Consider the following 19,456-nt stretch of genomic DNA (forward strand, 5'->3'; position numbering starts at 1 on the left):
AGTCGGCAGATATAATAACCATTCACGCCTAATAGCAAACCCACTATTAGCTTTTAATGCATATACCCACTTGTACGGCAGACGCTGACGGACATAAATATTTTGATGACTGTCCTTTTAAGTTGTTGGCTTCATACAGATAACTGACCCCCACCACCATCAAAAATGTCACCACGAGCGCTAACATAATTACCAGTACAACACTATGAATGTTGATTTTGGAGTGATGGCGCGTCATTTCTACACTATCATCGGTGCCTTTAGTATCGTTCACTTGATGGATCATAACTTATGTCCTAAAAAATTTGAAATTTAACCGATTAAATTTCATCGTGTTACTTAGCAACTATCCATATACGACATAGACCGAAAACTATGCGTGGTAGGGCTATAAAAGCAATTTACAAAGGTAATCAAATATTACATTTATCTTATAGTGATTACATTCTACAATGTATTTGTTACTAAATTATAACAATAATAAAAAATTACACAATTGTTTTATCAGAAAAATTCCTATTTGGTCATTTTTTTGCGATAAATGGTATAGTGTCATCAAACTTTTGAAAAAATATTCATCCAAACTGGTTAATAATCAATTATCTAGCTAGAATTAATTAGCTAGTTAGTTAATCCCATCCACCCCATTTTTCTGTAAGACTGAAAATAATAATGAAAAAAAATACACACAAGCAATGGCAAGCGCTGTTATCTGCCAAACCTATCTATCATAGCAATCAGTTTACCCAATCCAAGACGTCAAGGACGGCATTTCATAAGGACTATGACAGGCTGGTTTTTTCGCAATCTTTTCGCCAATTGAATCAAAAAACCCAAGTGCATCCGTTAACCCATGAGATGGGTATTCATACCCGCTTAACCCATTCGCTTGAAGTGTCTTGTATTGGTCGCTCGCTAGGGATGATGAGCGCGGAGAAACTCGGTAATGACTTGCCAAGCGGCTTTACGATTTCGGACATGGGAGTCATTGTGCAGGCAGCTTGTTTGGCACATGACATCGGTAATCCCCCGTTTGGGCATACGGGTGAACAGGCGATTCGAGATTGGTTTTTTCAGCCTGCCCAGCGCCAGTATCTAAGGCGGCTTACCCCACGCCAGCAAATAGATTTATTAGCGTATGAAGGCAATGCGCAAGGCTTTCGACTGCTGACTCGTAACGAGCATCATCCCGATGAAGGTGGCATGCGCCTGACAGCGGCGACACTGGGCGCTTTTATGAAATACCCTTATCTTTCCACCCCTATCAACCCAGTCAGTGACAGTGACTCACTGCCCTCGCCGCTGACGCTCAAGAAATTTGGCTGTTTTGAAAGTGAAGCGCCGTTTTTGCATGATTTGGCGGAGCAGCTGCAATTAGCCAAGACCCCAAGAGGTTACGCGCGTCATCCATTGGCTTATTTGCTAGAAGCTGCCGATGATATTTGTTATGCGCTGATTGATTTGGAAGATGGGATTTTACTGGGTATGTTAGCGTATCATGAAGTTGAGCCACTACTGCTCAAACTCGTCGGTAAACGGCTTGGCGTACCGCCTGAAGTCACGACCAATGCGCCTATCAGCCAAAAATTAGCCGCGCTACGGGGTCGAGCAATGCGGCGATTGGTGGACAAAGTTACTGATGCCTTTGTTGCCAACCAAGCCGCATTATTGGCAGGTGAGCTGACGGGCAGCTTATTTGACTACTGCCCCAATAACGTACGCAGTAGTATCAGTGAAGCCAAAAGCCTAGCCCATACCCGTATTTTTCAACATCCAAGCAAAGTACGCGTTGAAATCATGTCAAACCGCTGTTTACATACGCTACTTGATGCGTTTATGCCGCTGGCGTTGAAGGGTGATTCAACAGACAGTATTGCTCAGTTTGAGCAATTACGACTGCTTAATCTATTAAATGCCCATTTAAGCAATGTTAGTCGGCAATTAGGGGATGATGTTTATCAAAATATGTTGTGTATTTTAGACATGCTGACTGGCATGAATGATCATGAAGCCTATCGGCTCGCGCAAGCGTTAAAGGGTAATTGGTCGGTGAATATTTAAACCTCATCGCTGAGCTTCAATCGTCAATCGTCAACGATTGTATATTTGGCGTTTTCGGCTTAGAATATTTTTCCTTATTTAACCCGCTGATTGGATACCTAATGACTAGCCGTGACTTGCAAAAACGCCAAACCCGTCAAGCCTTTTTTCAATCGGTGCTTCAGTTATCGAGCTCAGGGCATGCGTTTTCCTCGATTTCACTTCGTCAGATTAGCCGCGAAGTGGGCGTAGTGCCAACGGCTTTTTATCGACATTTTCAGGATATCGATGAGCTTGGCACCTGCTTAGTCAATGAAGAACTCGGTCACACGCTGCAAAGTCTGCGCGATCATTTGCAGCTGGGTCGCACCCGAACGCATGAAGGTCAAATTGCCTCAAGCGTGGGTTTCTTTTTGGAAAGTGTGGAGCACGCGTCATTGCACTGGCACTTTATTGTCTCTGAACGCTATGGTGGCAACCAAGCTGTGCAAAATGCACTTGATGAGCAAATCAGCTTGTTTGCGCAAATCATGACCGATGATTTGGCGATTCAGCCTGCGTTTGGACATTTAAATCAAGAAGTACGCTTGTTGATTGCGGATATGGGCGTGAATATGTATTTTTCTTGGGTGTATCAATGGCTCAAATTTGACCCCACAGAGCTGCAAAGTAAGCAAGAGTATCTCAATCGCTGTATCAAACAGGCGCAAGTGCTGTTTTATGGTGTCCGTAATTGGTGTCCTTAACCAAAATTTAAGCTAAAAAACAGTAAAACCAAAAAACCGTGAAACCAAAAAAGGCTGAGCATTAACTCAGCCTTTTTACTGTTTATCAACCCATTAATAGCGCCAGTTATAAATCAAATCGACAGAGTTATTGATGGCAGATTTAGACTCAATATACAAGCGCCTTGTTAATTGGTAACGCATACTAAGCTCAGGCTGCGAGGTGAACACGCCTACCCCATAGCGTATAAACAAGTCTGGCGTGATATACCCTGTTAGACTGACCAAAGTATCATTACCCGAGCCGTTGGCATCTAACGTTAAACGCTGCAACCCAAACGCCCGACCAATTTGGTTGGTAAATTTGCGCGTCCCGCTTAAGCCATAACTTAACCCTGCTGCGGCAATGGTATTATTGACGCGATTTCTAAAGTCTTGTTCGTTGGTATTTTGACCTGAATTGTTATTTAGGCTACCCGTCACCAACGCATTCATCGCCTGCTGTTCACTGAGTCCGCCATTATTAAACACGGTGATACTTGGCGCACTGGCACTGCCTTTGACTTTGACGCCCACTTGTACGCCTTGCACGTCTTTTACTGCCTCTACGTTTAGCAGTGGTTTCATCACTTCACCATTGAACCGAACTTGCGCAAAGTTTAGATTCAAGCTTTGCCCAAACACTTCGACTTTTGAGCGGCGCGATACTTGCACCACGCCTTCTGCTTTCATGGTGCCTTGACCGCGCTGGGTGATATGCAGCGCACCCGCCAATGGTAAGCGTGCCCCAAAACCTTGGAAGCTGACGCGATCGCCGAGATCGACACCTACATCCGCGTTGATATTCCAAGGTTGGGTGACTTTTAGTACGTCATCAATCTGACCCATCAATCGTCTATCAATCACGTTAACATCTGGGGATTTGCTGACCACATTGCCTGTGGCCTCTGGTGGACGAATGGTGGCGCGAGGCACATCAATCACCCCGACGATATTCACGTAGCGCTGGCTAGGTTTGACAATCACATCAAAAATTGGATTAATAATGGCAGTAATTGCCGGCGGCTGACTCACTTGCAGCGCTTTACCTTGCAGCTTGAGCTTAGCTTGCAGCTCACGTGTCCAGTCAACTGTACCGGTAATGGTGCCTTGACCATCGCCTGCACTGGCAAAAGACCCATTAATAGAAGCTTGATTGCCTGCCACGTGCGATAACACATTAATCTTGTCAAAACGCATCGGCACACCTGTGATGCTAAGACCGGCATCTTGTAGCTCAATATCGCCAACAAATTTGGGCTGCATGAGTGAACCACTGATTTTACCGGCCACTAGACCGTTACCGGTCAAGCGTTCAAACGATGGGAAGAAAGGTTTAAATACCGCCAAGTCAATATCTTGAAAAACAACGGTGCCTGAAATCGGTTTTGACTGTATGTAGGGATTGACAGTGGCATCCAAATAACCATTGCCCGCGCCATTGGCGGTTTTGATATCTGCGCGAAGTTTTAGCCCTTCTGCGGTTGAACGGGCGATGACACTGATACGCTCATAGGCAATGGTCGTTGGATTTTCTTCAGGGGTTTGTGCGGCGGTGCCAAATACCCCGTTATCGGTAAAGAAGCTGGCATTGATACTGGGTCGTTGGTTCTTCTGCCAATGAACGAGGGCGGTGCCGTTGAGTTTTCCTGACCAAGCGATATCACGCGGCATCACCACAGAGAAAATTTGGCTATCAATTTGTTGCACGCTGACATCGACATTGCCTTGCCCATTACTGACCATGAGGTTGTTTTTTAGACACAGACTGCCGTTTTGCCCCACCATTTTCCAGCAGTGTGCCGCCATTTGTACATTCAGGTTTTGCCAGCCAAATAGCATTTGTGCGGGTTGTAACTGTTGCAGCTTGGCATATTTGGTACCAATTTGTCCATTACCGAGCATACCCGACCACTGTTTTTTGGTAAGATCGATACGACCTTTGAGCGTCGCTTGTACCTGTCCTTTGGTACTATCTGCTTTGACATCTAAGGTGTGATTATCTTGGGTACCGTTAAAATACAGTTGCAATGAGCGCAGCGGTTGATTGGCGATATTGATACCCGTTGCAGTCAATTGCAACTGACTGGGTGATTTGGCAAGATTGACCAATTTGCCGGTGATTTTGGCATCGAGTACCACAAAGTTTGGTAGTGAAATGTTACGCCCGACTAAATCCACATAGATGTTAGGCAGGGCTTGGTTGTTATCTTGGGTTAAGACAATGCCGCCTTTAACGATACCTTTTAGCTGCGGTATTAGCTGATTGAGTGTGCTGATATCGACACTGGTCACCAGTTGGTTTTGGTTGCCATTGGCGGTGATACGATTGCTACCCCATTGTACCAGTAAATTATTGGCTTGCAGACTTTCAATAAGACGGCGGATTTGTCCGTATTTTTGACTATTGGCGCTATTTTCAATGACTTGACGCAGACTACTTAGGTCTTTTGGCAAATTCAGTTTTGCGGTCAATTGACCTGTCGCCAATAACGGTTGGTTTTTTAGTCTGCCTTTGAGGTTCATATTGGCGATATGAATGTACTGAGCGCCTGCCCGCCAATAGCCATCGGTATTGATGGTACCGGTGATTTGGCTTGGCAGACTTGGCACAAAATAGCTGGCATCAAAATTTTTCATATCAGCAGTGATATGCCAGCCGGCACCATTGGTCATATCAATGCTACCGTTGGCATTGATATAGCCTTCTTTACCTTGATGGCTAAATTGATTAATTTTAAGCTGTTGTGGCGTGCCTGCAATATCAAATTTAAACGAGCCTGCGGGTACGTTTGGCGCATTGAGGCTACCATCAAATTTGGCGGCGATATAAGATAACTTATTGCCGAGTAGATCGGCACGTACTTTGCCTGCGCCTTTTAACGCTAAGTGTTTTTTGCTATTGTTGGCGCCCAATAAATCCCCTGTCATGTCAATTTGGTTGATAGTGACATCATGACGGGTCACAACTGTTTGATTGGCTTGGCGGAGCTGTTGCAGGGTACCGCTGGCAACCACATTGCCTGTCAAGTCTTGCAGCGGGATGCTATTTAAAATGCTGTGGGCATTTAAATGATTGGTTTTGGCATTGATTTGCCAAGCTAACGGCTGATTGCCGCTGGCAAGTTTGATTTTACCATTGCCTGCCAAATTACCTGCCACGCCTTGATACACCAATTGAGTGATGTCAACCAGCTGACCTGTTTTATTGACATCGACTTGGTAATTACCGCTTGGGGCTTGATTGAGCTTTAGTATATTGGCATTGACTTGCGCTTGTACACTGCTGGGTCGCTTGCCGTCTGCCGGCTGAAAAATCACCTGCGCTTTGCCATTGGGACTGTTAAGCTCGCCAATGCTCGGTAAATTGTGACGTATCAGCCGTTGCCAATTGGCATCGATAGTATAAGGTTTATGGTTGCCTTTGGCTTGTCGGATATCGGCATTGATAATTTCACCGTCATCTTGGCGCAGATTTGCCCGTACTTGCATCGGCAATTTATCGGTTGCCACATCATAGACGATGCCTAATTTGCCTGTTAAGGTCTCTGGCGCATAGGGGGCGATGTCTTTTGGCAACAACTGACGAATCTTAAAGCCATTCCCCGTATTCATGAGGGCAATACGGGTGCGGTCATGCCAATCAATCGTGCCTTGACTCGTCAATGTCCCTTGCGCGACTTTAGCCGTGAGATATTCGATACTGAGTTTTTGATTGGCAATCACGCCGCGACCTTGATAATGGCCATCGGGGATATCTTTGGCAGTCAAATCAGCATTGATACGCAGCTGGATATTATTGGTCACCCCGCTCGCAGTCGCTAAGCCATTTTTTAGATGGATGTTTTGACTGGTGGCATAGGGCAATAACACATCTTTCCATTCAAGTTTGGCATTAAATGGCGCGTTTTTATCCATCGGCTGCGCCGTTAAATGCCCAGTAACATCCGATTTATTGTATTTACTCTTTATATCCGCGGTCAAAAATTTCAAACTGCCTGTGGCATGGGTATCGAGCGCATCGACATACACTTTTGACAATGAATTGACGATGACCAGTCCTGTCACATCCAGCGGATAATCATGCTGCAGGTCAATTTTGCCTTTGATTTTATCAACGCTTAATAAATTGTTATACGCCAATTTGCCTTCGCCAACCGTGATTTGGGTATCATACCAAGTAAAATTTTGGACATGCGCTTGTTTAAAATCGATGGGGTCGCGGGTCACTTGCTGATAGCGCACTAAATTTGCTTTTACGTCATCTAAGGTTAAGTTAACAGGCAGTGCGATGCGTGAGTAATCAAAGGGTTTATTGGAAGGGGGTTTTTTGTAGGTGATGACCATGCGATTGATGTTGGCTTCACGCAAATGCACTTGTTTATTGATGAGCGCGCGCCAGCCAATTTTGACATAGGCTTTATCAACGGTGACTTCGACATAATTTTTGGGGGGATTGTCAGGGATTTTAACATCATACACCCAGATACCATCACGAAGATTGCCTTTGCCGTATGTTAGGCTGATACCTGTTTCTTGAACGATGGCATTGATAAGTAACCGTGTACCCCACGGGGTGCCGACGGCATAATAAGCCCCTAACAAAATCGCAATCAAAATAACGACTAACACCATCACAATTTTAGTGACAAGACCCTGTCGATACCAGTGTCGAAGCCAACCCGCCTCTTCTTTTGCAGGGTCTAAATCTTCACCGTCTGGACTTTTAGTTTCTAGATTTTCAGTGTCTATTTTACCGTCTAGGTCATTATCTACCAATGATTTATCGTCAGGCTTGGTGCCATCTTCGGGCAATGAGTCGTTGTTATTATCGTCTTTCATTAATATCGCAAATCAATCGTTGGCTAACTACAAAAACACAGGTTGTATGCGCTGTATATGGGCGGTATATTGGATAAACCTTCCATACTAGCAAAGTTTTATCCAAAAATCTTAACTAAAAACCTTGCATAAAATAATGCCGTGATTTTTAGCCAAATTATTATAACGGTGAGCCGATAAAGAAGTGTAAACGGACATCGTTGTTATCCCCTGTCAGACCTTTTGCCACATCGAGTCGTACCAAACCTATCGGTGATTGCCAGCGGATACCTGTACCAATACTGACCGCCGTTGCGTTATCATATTCGCCAGTTGTATCATACGCATTACCAAAGTCGGTAAACACAGCGCCACGAAAGCTCGGTCTAAACTCATAGTTATACTCTGCTGAGCCTACCGCTAAGGCATCACCACCGACTAAGAAATTTTCGCCACCATAGGTCGGTGCTAAACTATCGGTGTTGTAGCCGCGGATACTAGCATCACCGCCGGCAAAAAAGCGTGAACGGTAAGGCACATCATAAAAATCACCGCTATATAGATAGCCCAAATCCAGTCGCCCAATCACTTGTTGTTTGTTATCTTTGCCAAAACTATACATCCCCGTACCACCTGCACGTAGAATGGCCATATTGGTGTCACTCAGTGCCCCTTTAGCACCGACTTCAAGCGAGTAACGTTGGCTATAACCCCACGTTGGCGTCAGCATATTGTCTGCTACCGTTTTATTGATTGCATAACCCGCTAACAAGGCTTGTTGGGTATAGTCCGAGGCGTAGTTGTTAAAAGGATAAGGCAAACTATCGGTGCTATATTTTTCAGGGTCGACGGTCAATTTATCGCCGCGGTAGCGCAGTGAATAGGTGCGATTCCAACCACTATCATGATAAATATTGCGGGCGATACTGGCATACACCGTGTCCGCCTCAAAGGTGTTGACTAGGTCATCAACTGCTTTGTGCTGATAGCCGACTGTACCTGTTAGTTTATCGTTGAGGGGATGCTTATAGGGTAAACTGGCAGTAAACTCCACCGCTTGATCGACTTTGGATAACGCCACTGATGCCCCAGTCTGCAAGCCACTTCGGTTAACCAAGTTGTTTTGGTATTTACCAGTCAAGCGCACGCCTACATCCGTTTCATAACCCAAACCTACCTGTGCCTCGTGGGGCTTGGTGGCATTGAGTACCACATAGGTTGGGATTTGCTTTGTTTCATACACTTGTTGTGGCGTGAGCTTTGGTATGACTTGGTCTTCTCGTGGTTTGATAGGTAAGTCTTTGTCTTTATCCAGTTTTTTTGCCGTTTTACTGACCGCATTGGCGATGACCACTAGCGGATTTTTACTTTTATTTTCAGCCTCGGGTGATAACTCCATATCTTCGGGTGCGGTCAATAAGTTTTTGGCTTTTCGGCTGATGGCGTTGAGACGTTGTTCGGTCGAGTCATCGACCTCAAATTGAATCGGCGCAATGTCATCAGGATCTTGCACCTGATTGACGGTTTTTTGCGTCGTGCTATCGACAGTACCTGCGGATTGAAGTTCAGATGAGTTGCTTTGATCGGAGTTACTTTGATCGGAGTTACTTTGAGCTGAATTACTTTGAGATGCGAGACTTTGATCGGTTGAATTAGCGGGTAAAATAGCGGCGGCTGTATCAGAAGTGTCCGCGGTATTGTCTGCTGTGGTATTGCTGCTGTTGGCATCGCTGAGCGTCGCCGAGCCAGATTGTTCAAATGCGATATCACTTGCTGCTTCGTCCGATGGCATGATGACATCCACATCCACCCCATTAAAATAACGGGTGGCAGTCAAGTTGTTGGTAAATTCGCTGACAAAGGGTTGATAGTAGCCATCGCCTTTTTGGTACGTCATTAAGGCTTTCATTAGCTTTGGTTTTAAAGGCAGTTTATCGGGATCATCGGTCAAATTGCCTTGTTTATCAATGCTATATATTTTTACCTCATCAAAGTGATAGCGAGTTTTTGTGTCATAAATTAGGTCAACATCGGCGGTATTGTCCGGCAAAATAATATCCACCGAACTATTGAGCCATTTGGCATCAAAGTAACCATTGGTCTGCCCGACGCCTTCAATCGTCGCCTTTGCGGCTTTATAGATACCATGACTGAACACATCCCCTTCTTTGGGCGGGATTTCTTTTTCAATCACAGGATACACCGGCAGCGCGTTATCGCCTTCCCCGCCTTCACCACGGATATCAATGATGCGATTTTGCACGATGACGGGTTTGCCGACCTCTAAGCTGACTTGGATATTATCATTGCCTAAATGCTTAAAGGCGATTTTAGTGTCATAAAAACCCACCGCCTCTGCCGCATCTTTGGCAATTTGGCGTAATTTGTTCACACTGGCATTAAAATCCGACACCGATTCGACGGTCACTTTTTCCAACGCCGCTTTGATATTACGCGCAGGCTCAAGTTTGGCATCTGCATTGGCAAAGCTGATATCAATATAGTTGAGCCCTTCGCCGCGACCAATGATTTTGTTCTTCAAACGCGCCACGATGCCTTGCGGCTCTGCTGTCACGGTTGAGTTGGCTTGTGGGGTGGTCAATGCCGTTGTTTGCTGTTGATAGGCGGGCAAGTAATCATTGGGATTGATGGTGTCGGTGGATTTGATATTGCTGACATCATTGGCGACGCCTTGATTACTAAGATTCTGATTGGCAATATTTTGGTTAGCGATATTTTGATTAGATAAATTGGTTTGCTCGCTTACCTTTTGATTAATCGCGTCGAAATTCTGTTTTTCGGCGGTCAGCTGCTCAGTGACTTGCGCTTGGGATTGGGCTTGGGCATGCGATTGGGATTGAGTATTCACACTTGCAGACTTGCTATTGTTGATTTGATTGGCAACCGACTGCGGCGTGGCTTGATCTAATGATTTACTGTAGCCAACACTAGGTTGGTTTTGTTTCAACGTCGCCACAGGTTGGTTAAAATTATTAAAGTCTGCCAAGGTCTGATTATCGAGTTGTTGACCAATTTTATCTTCAACGCGCTGCTGATTGAGTTGATAAAGATAAGGCTGAGCAGTGTTGGCATCGGTTGTGATGCTATCTTGCGCAGTTGCCGCAGGCGTGGCATTTTGCGTTGCCGTGGTGCCCTTGCCATCATTGGCAGTCGTCTGCGCTGCGCTGCTAGTGGTCAACGTGCTATTCGTTGCCGAGCTGTTAGCCAAAGTATTAACTGAGCTATTAGCTGAACTATTAACAGTAGCTGACATTGCTGGCGTTTGTGCCCCCCAAGCAGGCACTACACCCACACTAACCAAGGTAATTGCCAAACGTATGGGGGTCAAGCGAAACAGCGAATGGTTTGATACGCTAGACTGGACGGGGCTTTGACGAGGATTTGACGGACAAGGATTTGACGATAGTGGGGAAATGGCATGAAAAAAACCAAACGGGTTATCGGCCAATGCGGTTGACGGACGATAGGGTAGCAAATTTATTGGTTTCATGATAAAAATCAAATCCTTGAGCGAGCACTAGGCGATTTTAGCATAAACATTTTACTAACCAAACATTTTCGCAACCCTTTATAAAATATTTGTTAAGATAGGCATCATCAGACATTTCTAGGATTGCTCATGAGTACCCAATTTGCGCTTTTTAAATACAAACGGTTTAGCGCCATGTTTGCCACCCAGTTTTTAGGGGCATTTAATGACAATGTATTTAAGCAAGGTTTGATTTTAGTACTGACCTTTATGGCAGCGGCAAAATTGGGGATGCGTGTCAGTTTGCTCAACAATCTGGCGGCGATGCTGTTTGTGTTGCCGTTTTTTTTGTTTTCCGCTTTGGCGGGTCAAATCGCTGATAAATATGAAAAATCTTGGCTGACAAGGCTGATTAAAATCCTCGAAATCGTCATCATGGTCGTTGCCGCATTTGGGTTTGTGTTTGAGATTTATCCGCTATTATTTGTTGCGTTATTTTTGATGGGCACCCATTCAACGTTTTTTGGTCCTATTAAATATGCTTATCTACCCCAAGCCATGACCACCGATGAGCTGGTGGGTGCCAATGGGCTGTTTCAAATGGGCACGTCACTGGCTATTTTGACAGGGATGATGCTGGCTGGCGTGTTGATGAAGTTGGACAGTCCGCTGTTTTGGATATCTGGGGTGACGGTTTTTGTGGCGATTATGGGCTACTTGGCTTCTCGGTTTATTCCCGTCATGACTGCGCCGCAACCTGATTTGACCATCGACTGGAATATCTTTCGTACTAGCTGGCAAACCATTGCCAATCTATATCGTTTGCCGATTATGTGGTTTACCATTTTGGGTAATAGTTGGTTTTGGTTTTATGGTGCCACGTTTTTGACCCAAGTACCTGAATTTAGCAAGTCTATTTTGCTAGGCGATGAAAGCGTCGTGATATTTTTATTGACGCTGTTTTCTGTCGGTACGGCGCTTGGCTCACTATTATGCAAAACGTTGACCAAAAACCAAGTGAGTCTAAAGCTATTGCCATTTGGGATTGCAGGATTGACGATTTTTGCGATTGACTTGTACTTCACGCTTTCAGCGATGCATTTGCCGCCACTCGCCAACAACGCACACTATAGTATCGGTATGATTTTTGCCACGCAGGGTGCTATTCGTGTATTTGTCGATTTGTTTTTATTGGGTTTCTCAGGCGGTATTTATATCGTACCTTTATACGCCTATATGCAAGCTTATTCACCGGAAACCAGCCGTGCTCGCATTATCGGTGCCAACAATATTTTAAATGCGGTATTTATGGTGGGTTCGGCGATTTTTTCGATTGTTTGTTTGACGCTAGTTAACGTGAGCCTGCCGATGCTATTTGCAATTGTCGGGGTGATAAATTTGGTCATGGGTATCTGGTTATTTTCAAAACTAAAAAAATATAGCCCTGCCAAGCCCATTATGATCCATGAATAACACCCTATCGCCCTATTTAATCACTCCGTTAGATAGTTAGCACAAATAGCTAGCAATGCTAGGCAACAGATGGATGGCAAACAATGGATAAATAAGGATTTTTGCGCCATTTTTTCATTTGAGTCCAAAATGTTGCTATTTGTTATCGTTTGGCAAAGAAACGTTGTTGTTAACTCCAGTTACTTTGTAAGTGGTTAAAAGTTAGTTACTATACCCTGACTTGTTGTAATTTTTTTTGTATCACTTGCTAGGAATGACTGTTATGTTTGCCACTTATAAAACACTCTGCACGCCCAAACTGGTAAAACTCAGTGCGATAGCCTGTACGGCGGTGTTGATGACCGCTTGTGCTTCACAGAAGATCGCGACCGTGGATAAGCGCCCTGTGTATGTACGGGGTGTCCCCAACTATTATATAGTTAGAAACGGCGATACTTTAAGCAAAATCGCCACCACTTATGGACTAGATTATCGTCGGGTTGGCGCGCTCAATGGGCTCGATAGCAACTATACCATTTATCCAGGGCAACGCTTGATTTTAACCTCAGCAAGTAGTCCCACTTCTTATCGCCCAACGACCATTCGCCCTGTGACGGTCAATCAATCATCCCGCCCGTCTAACCCGACTTATTACCCACCTAGACAAGCCAATAACTTATCAACCCCGTTACCGATGCCAAACCAAGTCATCGTGCCAACCAGCAGCTTGTCACAAGGTTGGTTACGTCCTACGAATGGCAATCTATTGCGGCCGTTTAACCAGCAAACAGGTACGTTAGGTATGTGGTTTGGCGGACAAGCAGGGGCAAATGTTGTCGCCAGCCAGCCAGGTACGGTGCTGTATGTCGGTAGTGATTTGCCAGAATATGGCAAATTGATATTGATTCAGCACAACAGCGACTACATTAGTGCCTATGCGCATTTGGGAAATTTTGCTGTACAAGAGCGCCAAACGGTGCAAGCAGGTCAAACCATCGGTACCGTTGGGACGGACAATAATTTGAATCAACCTGCTGTAGAGTTCCAAATCCGATATCGGGGTACGCCAGTGAACCCTGCCAGTTATTTAAAATAATTAAATAGCTGCTTAAAATAGTTAAAAATCCATTTAAAATATCGCAATAAAAAAGCCAATCCATGACGATTGGCTTTTTTTGTGAGCGTAATTATCGGTGAGGATGATTAGTGGGCAATCGCGGTCGCCATGTTATTGGCATAGTCAATCGCACGATACAGACTATCGGCACTCGCTTTGCCTGTCCCTGCCAAATCCAGTGCTGTGCCATGATCGACTGAGGTACGAATATAAGGCAACCCTAAAGTGATATTCACGGTTTCGCCAAACCCATGTGATTTGAGCGGCGCCAGTCCCTGATCGTGATACATGGCGATAATGGCATCGGCAGTGGCGATATGCTTTTGGGTAAACAAGGTATCGGCTGGCATCGCCAAACTAATATCCACACCTTGGTCGCGATAGTGCTGTAACACCGGATTGATGATGTCAATTTCTTCTCTGCCTAGATAGCCTCTTTCCCCGGCATGAGGATTGAGTCCACAGACCAATATTTTTGGGTGAGTGAGACCAAATTTTTGCTGACAATCATGGATGACAATATCAACGGTTTTTGCCACTTCTTCGTGGGAAATCGCATCGGCGACCGCACGCAGGGGCAAATGGGTGGTGACTAAAGCCACTTTCATCAGGCTATTGGCGAGCATCATCACCACTTTATCCAGCCCCGACTGCTGCATAAAAAATTCGGTATGCCCCATAAAGTCTGGCAACACAGTCATAATCACCGATTTTTGCAGTGGCGCGGTGACAATTGCAGCGACTTGTTTGCTGATGGCGAGCTTATGCGCCAGTTGCAACTGTGCGATGACCATTGGCGCGTTATGAGGATTTAACTGCCCTGCTACCACAGGTTGTGCTGTCGGCACATCCACCACCAAAATAGTATCATGCGCTGAGGGTTGCGCAATTTGCGGTAAATCTTTTAACTCATGTAACTCATGCGTCGCTAATTGTTGAATCATCAATCCGTCTTTTACAGCGCCTTTTTGTTTGAGCTCACTATACCTTTCTTGCAGCGCGTTGATATCTGCCAACACAATGACAGCGCGATTGGGCAGATTTAATTGCTGTCTGTCAGCAAGCATCAGTATGATATCCATGCCAATACCCGCAGGTTCGCCCGAAGTAATCACTAAGGGAAGACTTTGAATGGTCATTTTTATACCTTTTGATAAACACTGATAAAGCTATCAGTTAATATTTTATGAATTTATTACCAATGATGGGGCGCATTGTTAGCTTGATAAAGATAAAATAGTTTCATGTTCATGACGTCAACTAAAACCCTGATTACATCGATTATGGTTAGCGATCACCAATGATTTGATTAAATGAAATCTAATTATTTGCGTAATGTTAAGTAAGTATTGTATACCCTATGATTTTGCTATTATTAACTTAATTTAAATCAGTATATAATAGTACTACACTTTACTGTCAATCCTGTATTTTACTGTTGTTATCAATGGAGTCCTTATGGCTACCTACGAACATATTAACCAAAAAGTTGAAAAAATGTGTCAGCAATCTGAAGATTTTTCAGTTCGCGTCCCACAAGTCATGCAGCGCCGTATCTATATGATAGCGAAACAAAACCCACTCAACAATGCCAAAGAGATGAAAGAAATGGAACGTATGGTGACTGAAAAACCCATCGCATTTTTTGAATCTTGGACGCAAATGGCTTGGCAAGCGCTCGTTGCGCAGCAAAATATTGGGCAATTAATGTTTTCAAACTGTATGAAATTAAGCTTGGGTCAACCGATTTCCTTGGAAAACTTCTTTTATGCTGTCAATCAAGAAGCGCTACATGTATTGGAAAAAGGGATGTACCCTATCTATAGCCGCGTTGCCGCTAATGCCAAACGTTTAAGTTAAGTTTTACTTTTTTCAACCACACCCAATAATTTTTTATTGGGTTTTTTTATTTTTATAGGTTTTTGATGTCAAAAAAACTGGTACGCCCAGCGGGACTTGAACCCACGTCGGTCGCTTAGGAGGCAACTGCTCTATCCAGTTAAGCTATAGGCGTAAAGGTCTGCTATTTTATCATATTAAATCTTAAATGCTTAGCATCCGCTGATATTTTTAGGCATTTTGTTGCTGATTTTGTAGGTTCGCAGTTTGGCAATTCATAGTATAATAGTGGGCTAAAGACGAACCGCAATAAAGGCAATCCATGGCATTTGTACACTTTGGTATTCACACCGAATTTTCTATCACAGACTCGATTGTACGCATCAAAGCGTTGGTCAAAGCTGCCAAAGCCGACAACCAACTGGCGCTTGCCATTAGCGATTTATCCAACCTGTATGCCACGGTAAAATTTTATAAAGCTTGCTTGGATGCCGGTATCAAGCCGATTATTGGCTCTGAAGTATGGCTTGAAAATGATAGTACGACAGTAACGCTACTTGCCAGCAACCAAATCGGCTACAAGAATTTGACCAATATCGTGTCAAAGGGCTTTGTCGATGGTCAAGTAATGGGCAAACCGATTATTCAGCGTGACTGGATTTTTGAACGCAGTGAAGGCGTGATTGTGCTGTTCACCGAAAAATCAGACGTCGGTCAAGCCATGTTATCAGGTCACCCAGAAAAAGCCGATAGCCTACTACAACAATGGCAAACCACATTTGCCGATCGTGTCTATTTTGCCATTAAACGCACCCAACGCGCCAACGAAGACCGTTTTATCGAGCAAGCCATTCGCATGTCCAATGCCTTTGATGTGCCTATCATTGCCCATAATGACGTGCGTTTTTTGACAGAAGATGATTTTGAAGCGCATGAAGCACGGGTGTGTATCGCCAATTCGCAAGTGCTTGCCGACCCCAATCGCCCACGTGATTATTCCTCTGAGCAGTATTTAAAAACCCAAGATGAGATGACTGCCCTGTTTAGCGACATGCCAGAGGTGATTGACAACACCTTGGATTTGGCAAAACGCTGTAATGTCATTATTCCTATGGGCCATCACGATTTACCCGAATTCCCCATTCCCGAAGGCGATACCATTGAAACTTTCTTTCGGCGCACCGCCCAAGAAGGTCTAGAAAAACGCCTTGAAAAACTCTACCCCATCGAAAAACGCGACGACAGCTGGGCAGAAAAACGTAAGCCGTATGATGCGCGTTTGGAGTTTGAACTCACAACGATTTTGAATATGGGTTTCCCAGGTTATTTCTTAATCGTGATGGACTTTATCCGCTGGTCAAAAGCCAATGATGTGCCTGTAGGTCCTGGCCGTGGCTCAGGCGCGGGGTCATTAGTGGCGTATTCGCTCAATATCACCGACTTAGACCCGCTAGAATATGACCTACTGTTTGAACGGTTTTTGAACCCTGAGCGGGTATCCATGCCAGACTTTGACGTCGATTTTTGTATCGAAGGTCGCGACCGCGTCATTGATTATGTGGCGCAAAAATACGGACGAGAAGCGGTATCCCAAATCATCACCTTTGGTACGATGGCGGCAAAAGCGGTGGTGCGTGATGTCGCGCGCGTTCAAGGTAAATCGTATGGTCTGGCTGATAAAATCTCCAAACTCATCCCTAAAACCCCTGGTATTTCGCTGGCTGAAGCGGTTGAAGCCGAACCGCAACTCAAAGATTTGCTTAACAATCCTGACAACATGGATTATGAAGATGCCAATGAGATTTGGGAAATGGCGGTACGGCTCGAAGGGATTACCCGGGGTGTTGGTAAACATGCAGGGGGCGTACTTATTGCGCCGACCAAAATCACCGATTATAGCGCCATCTATTGTGATGAAGAGGGTCATCCCGTCAGTCAGTTTGATAAAGACGATGTAGAAGCAGTTGGCTTGGTAAAATTTGACTTTTTGGGTCTGCGCAATTTAACGGTGATTAATGCGGCGGTTAAAAATATCAATGCACGCCGCGCTAAAGAGCAACAGCCACCGCTTGATCTTGAGACTTTACCCTTAGACGATAAGCCCACCTACTCCCTGCTACAAGATGCCCATACCACCGCTGTGTTCCAGCTGGAAAGTACCGGCATGAAAAAATATTTGGCCAAGCTTAAACCGACCAATATTGAAGACGTCATCGCCATGTGTGCGCTGTACCGCCCGGGTCCACTCGATGCCGGGATGGTCGATATGTACATTGACCGTAAACACGGCCGCGAAGAGGTCATCTATGACCATGACCGACTTGAGCCGATACTGGAAAATACCTATGGGGTCATTGTCTATCAAGAACAGGTGATGCAAATCTCGCAAGCGATGGCAGGCTATAGTCTAGGCGGTGCCGATATGCTACGCCGCGCGATGGGTAAGAAAAAACCCGAAGAAATGGCAAAACAGCGCAGTATTTTTGTGGAAGGGGCTATTGGTCAGGGCATCGATGATAAACTTGCAGGCGGCGTGTTTGATTTGATGGAAAAATTTGCCGGCTACGGGTTTAACAAATCACACTCAGCGGCATACGGCGTGTTAGCCTATCAAACCGCCTATTTAAAACACTACTATCCTGCCGAATTTATGGCGGCGGTCATCACCTCGGACATGAATAATACCGATGGCGTGGTGTTTTTTATCAATGATTGCCGCGAAAATTTTGGCTTAAAAGTAGAAAACCCCAGCGTTAACCACTCCAATTGGGCGTTTGTGCCGATTAACCCGACGACCATTGTGTATGGCTTAGGCGGTATCAAAGGTGTTGGTGAAGGTGCCGTAGAGTCTATCGTGGAAGCGCGAAACGCGGGCGGTGAGTTTACCGATTTGTATGATTTTTGCCGCCGTGTTGACACACGAAAAGTCAATAAGCGCACCCTTGAAGCATTGGTTAAAGCAGGCTGTTTTGATAGTTTTGCGCCAAAATTACGACCTGATTTGCCTGCGGATGAAGCTTATCACATCCGTGGCGCGTTACTTGCCGAATTGCCAAAAGCGGTACAGGCAGCCGAGCAACAGCGCAGCAATGATAGCCTAGGGATGATTGATTTATTTAGCGATATACAAGAGGTCACTGCGCCGCCCCCATTGCCCTGTGAGCCTGTTTGGACAGATGCTGAACGCTTAAAAGGTGAAAAAGACACGCTAGGACTTTATCTGACCGGTCATCCCATTGATAGTTATCGCGATGAGTTAAAACGCTATACGCCAAAGACATTGGGTGATTTGAGCGAAACCAGCTATGGCGAAACCGTATTTTTTGCAGGCTTGATACTTGATGTCGCAAACTTTGGTAATCGCTCAGTGATTACCTTAGATGACGGTACAGGTCGTATCGAAGTGAGTTGTTATGCCGAGCGCTTTGCACGCGTGAAAGATAAGCTTAAAGTGGAAACCGTGGTAATTATCGACGGCTCTATTCGTGAACGCGATGGCACGTTTTATGCCAGCCTACAAGAGGTAATGACCTTAACCGATGCGCGCAAACGCTGGCTCAAAAAAATCAGCATCAAAATTGCAGGTCATGATATGGCGTTGTTTGAACAGATACAGCAATTGTTAGCGACCGCCAATCACTCAACAATTCACTATTTATCGCATCAGTTTAATCACCCAGCCGACAATGCCCAATTTGCGGACAGTCAGCCCGCCAATGCATCGGGTCAATTAGGGGTACCGATTAACCTATGTGTGTATAACGACTATGCGATCGCCCATCTTAATATGCCAACGCATTGGCAAATTGTGCCGACAGAAGAGAATTTTGGCAAACTCAAAAGCTTGGTCAATGAAGAAGATTTGCATTTACATTTTAGTTAGCGTCTGATTTTGGTGAATTTAGCCGATAAACCCATCATGCGATAAACGTT

The 19,456-nt window shown here is 44.9% G+C and carries 10 protein-coding genes and 1 tRNA gene; 6 read left to right on the forward strand and 5 right to left on the reverse strand.

Annotated elements, in window-relative coordinates; all coding sequences use genetic code 11:
* Positions 1-46: 46 nt before the first annotated feature.
* Entirely contained in the window at positions 47-286 is a 240-nt protein-coding gene (locus tag RTS09_RS05055) for a hypothetical protein (protein ID WP_312534914.1), read from the reverse strand.
* Positions 287-672: 386 nt separating this feature from the next.
* On the opposite strand from RTS09_RS05055, the gene RTS09_RS05060 reads away from it, so the two are divergent.
* Complete coding sequence (locus RTS09_RS05060; RefSeq protein ID WP_312534916.1) at positions 673-2,061, forward strand: deoxyguanosinetriphosphate triphosphohydrolase; 1,389 nt, start codon at positions 673-675, stop codon at positions 2,059-2,061.
* Positions 2,062-2,162: 101 nt separating this feature from the next.
* Positions 2,163-2,786 carry a TetR family transcriptional regulator gene (locus RTS09_RS05065; protein WP_312534918.1) on the forward strand — a complete coding sequence of 208 codons (624 nt, stop codon included), beginning with the start codon at positions 2,163-2,165 and terminating at the stop codon, positions 2,784-2,786.
* Between the two features lie 93 nt (positions 2,787-2,879).
* Here the strand turns inward: RTS09_RS05065 and RTS09_RS05070 are convergent, their stop codons facing one another.
* The gene (locus RTS09_RS05070; protein WP_312534920.1) at positions 2,880-7,646 is read right to left on the reverse strand and encodes a translocation/assembly module TamB domain-containing protein; all 4,767 of its coding nucleotides are present in this window, start codon (positions 7,644-7,646) and stop codon (positions 2,880-2,882) included.
* A 160-nt stretch (positions 7,647-7,806) separates the two neighbouring features.
* Positions 7,807-11,136, reverse strand: coding sequence for an autotransporter assembly complex protein TamA (locus RTS09_RS05075; RefSeq protein ID WP_312534921.1), 3,330 nt, complete (start codon positions 11,134-11,136; stop codon positions 7,807-7,809).
* A gap of 129 nt (positions 11,137-11,265) precedes the next feature.
* On the opposite strand from RTS09_RS05075, the gene RTS09_RS05080 reads away from it, so the two are divergent.
* Positions 11,266-12,588 (forward strand): MFS transporter, encoded by a 1,323-nt coding sequence (locus RTS09_RS05080; protein WP_188874096.1) that lies wholly within the window; start codon positions 11,266-11,268, stop codon positions 12,586-12,588.
* Positions 12,589-12,850: 262 nt separating this feature from the next.
* Complete coding sequence (locus RTS09_RS05085) at positions 12,851-13,663, forward strand: M23 family metallopeptidase (RefSeq protein ID WP_076774145.1); 813 nt, start codon at positions 12,851-12,853, stop codon at positions 13,661-13,663.
* 107 nt (positions 13,664-13,770) lie between these two features.
* Here RTS09_RS05085 and pdxA read toward each other — a convergent pair whose 3' ends face one another.
* Entirely contained in the window at positions 13,771-14,823 is a 1,053-nt protein-coding gene (pdxA, locus tag RTS09_RS05090) for a 4-hydroxythreonine-4-phosphate dehydrogenase PdxA (RefSeq protein WP_076774144.1), read from the reverse strand.
* A 319-nt stretch (positions 14,824-15,142) separates the two neighbouring features.
* On the opposite strand from pdxA, the gene RTS09_RS05095 reads away from it, so the two are divergent.
* Positions 15,143-15,544, forward strand: a complete 402-nt coding sequence (locus RTS09_RS05095; protein WP_312534930.1) for a hypothetical protein — start codon at positions 15,143-15,145, stop codon at positions 15,542-15,544.
* A gap of 78 nt (positions 15,545-15,622) precedes the next feature.
* On the opposite strand, the gene RTS09_RS05100 is transcribed toward RTS09_RS05095, so the two are convergent.
* Positions 15,623-15,698: transfer RNA gene (locus RTS09_RS05100), tRNA-Arg, on the reverse strand.
* Positions 15,699-15,845: 147 nt separating this feature from the next.
* Here RTS09_RS05100 and dnaE point away from each other — a divergent pair.
* Positions 15,846-19,406 (forward strand): DNA polymerase III subunit alpha, encoded by a 3,561-nt coding sequence (gene dnaE, locus RTS09_RS05105; RefSeq protein ID WP_312534932.1) that lies wholly within the window; start codon positions 15,846-15,848, stop codon positions 19,404-19,406.
* Positions 19,407-19,456: the final 50 nt, after the last annotated feature.

Source organism: Moraxella sp. CTOTU47618 (genome assembly GCF_032017425.1).
GTDB classification, from domain to species: domain Bacteria; phylum Pseudomonadota; class Gammaproteobacteria; order Pseudomonadales; family Moraxellaceae; genus Faucicola; species Faucicola tetraodonis.

Bases quoted from the DNA above. Each gene is read 5' to 3' on its own strand.
- RTS09_RS05080 (WP_188874096.1), top strand. From the start codon at position 11,266: ATGAGTACCCAATTTGCGCTTTTTAAATACAAACGGTTTAGCGCCATG.
- dnaE (WP_312534932.1), top strand. From the start codon at position 15,846: ATGGCATTTGTACACTTTGGTATTCACACCGAATTTTCTATCACAGAC.
- RTS09_RS05095 (WP_312534930.1), top strand. From the start codon at position 15,143: ATGGCTACCTACGAACATATTAACCAAAAAGTTGAAAAAATGTGTCAG.
- RTS09_RS05075 (WP_312534921.1), bottom strand. From the start codon at position 11,136: ATGAAACCAATAAATTTGCTACCCTATCGTCCGTCAACCGCATTGGCC.
- RTS09_RS05055 (WP_312534914.1), bottom strand. From the start codon at position 286: ATGATCCATCAAGTGAACGATACTAAAGGCACCGATGATAGTGTAGAA.
- RTS09_RS05065 (WP_312534918.1), top strand. From the start codon at position 2,163: ATGACTAGCCGTGACTTGCAAAAACGCCAAACCCGTCAAGCCTTTTTT.
- RTS09_RS05060 (WP_312534916.1), top strand. From the start codon at position 673: ATGAAAAAAAATACACACAAGCAATGGCAAGCGCTGTTATCTGCCAAA.
- RTS09_RS05070 (WP_312534920.1), bottom strand. From the start codon at position 7,646: ATGAAAGACGATAATAACAACGACTCATTGCCCGAAGATGGCACCAAG.
- RTS09_RS05085 (WP_076774145.1), top strand. From the start codon at position 12,851: ATGTTTGCCACTTATAAAACACTCTGCACGCCCAAACTGGTAAAACTC.
- pdxA (WP_076774144.1), bottom strand. From the start codon at position 14,823: ATGACCATTCAAAGTCTTCCCTTAGTGATTACTTCGGGCGAACCTGCG.